3 protein-coding genes are annotated in these 2064 nt (G+C 28.7%); all 3 read right to left on the bottom strand.

What is annotated here, in order from left to right:
• Window positions 1-267 (bottom strand): hypothetical protein (locus tag BOW55_RS21105; protein WP_129026318.1); only part of this gene is annotated, 267 nt, incomplete at its 3' end.
• A 173-nt stretch (window positions 268-440) separates the two neighbouring features.
• Complete coding sequence (locus BOW55_RS21490; RefSeq protein WP_241686638.1) at window positions 441-989, bottom strand: L,D-transpeptidase family protein; 549 nt, start codon at window positions 987-989, stop codon at window positions 441-443.
• A 26-nt stretch (window positions 990-1015) separates the two neighbouring features.
• Window positions 1016-2002 carry a hypothetical protein gene (locus BOW55_RS21495; RefSeq protein WP_241686639.1) on the bottom strand — a complete coding sequence of 329 codons (987 nt, stop codon included), beginning with the start codon at window positions 2000-2002 and terminating at the stop codon, window positions 1016-1018.
• Window positions 2003-2064: the final 62 nt, after the last annotated feature.

Genomic DNA, 2064 nt, shown 5'->3' on the forward strand with positions numbered 1-2064 from the left:
TCCGCCTTTCATTAAATAAAAAAGGGATTTGATAATGTAAATTGGCTGAAAAAAAGATTCACTCCAGCAAGATTTTAAATTCAATATGAAATGTTTTAAAGCATATTTGATTGTGCTTTCTTCAGGTCGAACGAAGTAAATATTTGAGCCTTTAAATTTTTTAACCAGTTTTGAAATAGTATTAGGAAAAATAACAAATCTTCCTCCTTGTTGTACCAATACATTTATTTCAAACGTTGTTAGTCCTTCGGTATTATTTGTTTTCATAATCAATTTACTTAAAATAGATATAACATTAAATATTTTGCAAATTTCAGATTAATTATTTTGGTTTTGTGTTTGTAAAAGTTTTAAAAATAGCAGTTTAAGGTTTTTTTTAATGAAAAAATCGGAAACTCAACTTAATGAATTTCCGATTGATTTTTAATTTTGAACTAAATTTAGTTTACAGCAACAGATGATTTTTCAGGAGCTAAATCAGCATCTTTTTCATAAACATCTTGAAAAAAACCAACTTCTCCGTTTTGATTTACAAGCGAAGTAAAATAGCAGATATAAATTGGAACTTTTTTAGAAAGTTTGAAACTGTTTTCTGCTTTTCCAGCCATCGCATTGTCAATTTTTTCTTTAGTCCATTCAGGATAATCTTTCAACATGGCAATGGCTAATTCTTTGGCTAATTTTACATTAATACATCCGTGACTGAAAGTTCTTTTTTCAAAATCGAATAAAGTTTTAGACGGCGTGTCGTGCATATAAATATCGTCTGGATTTGGAAACATGAATTTAACTAAACCTAAAGAATTTTCTGGTCCAGGTTTTTGTCGTATCTGACCGTTTATCATTTCCATATTATGCTCCGCAAGATAATTTTTATTGGCAGCTATTTTTAATTTTAACTCATTTTCAACTATACTTTGCGGCACTGTCCAGTAAGGACTAAAAACAATTCTTTCGATTTGACCGTTAAAAATGGTAGTTTTAGTCAAAGGAGAGCCTACAAATACACTTGAAGTTAATTCAATTTTTCCGTTTTAACATAAATCAATTCGTAGGACGGAACATTTACCATAATATATTCGTCATTGTTTACCAAGTCAGCCGAAATAGAACGAACTCTTTCCATATTAAGTACCAAGGTTTTTACTTTATCAGAAATTGGAATATTCATTTCTTTAATATGTTCTTCTGCCAAAATGTAATTTGGTTTAAAACCATTACGAACTTTATATTTCATAACAGCATCCATTAGTTCACGATCATAAACATCACTTTTAGAATCCTGTTTTAAATCGCCCAATAAATACAAACGTGTTCTAACTTGAGCAATTGTATTTGAAACTGCATCTGGACGTAAATCTTTGTATGGAGTTTCTGTTGTAATAGGTTTCCATTTGTTAGATTTTTCTATTTTTTTATATTGTTTTAAAACGCCTTGCAGTTTATAGTATTGGTCATAAAGATTTCCATCATCCGCAGTTTTTGCTGTTGCTTTTTCGATTGTATTATAGTTTAGAAAATCTTTCAGCATCGCATCATAAGACAATTTTTTATTTGTATCGGAATTGCTTTTTTGAGCATATACAATATATAAAGAACTTAAAAGCATATCAGCATCGATTGTAGAGAGATTGGTTTCTGATGAAGAATCAAAAAGCTGATCTATTTCTTTTTGGTAAGGAATAACTAAATCGTTTGTTTTTTTTGCTTTGTCATATAAAATGGTGCCAAACTGATTGATTTCATTCTCGTCGTACCAAATAGTTCCAAGAGATCTGTTTTTGTATAAGGACATGACATCAGATTTATACTTTTTTAAATCAGTATATTTCTTGAAGAATTCGTTTGAAACATTGTCTTTTACATCATCATTATTTGAATTATTGTAAAAAGCCAAAACGTTAGATTTATAATTCTTAGATTCAACGTTCTCGTACTTATTAAAAGATATGATAGTAAAAGTAAGAGCAATAATTATACTTAGGTGATATGTAGTTTTCATTTTTTTAAATTTTTACGTTATTACTTAGATTTAAGTTTGGTAAAATTTGGGGCTTTTCTACC

It is taken from the genome of Flavobacterium sp. YO12, from assembly GCF_004119495.1.
Classification (GTDB): domain Bacteria; phylum Bacteroidota; class Bacteroidia; order Flavobacteriales; family Flavobacteriaceae; genus Flavobacterium.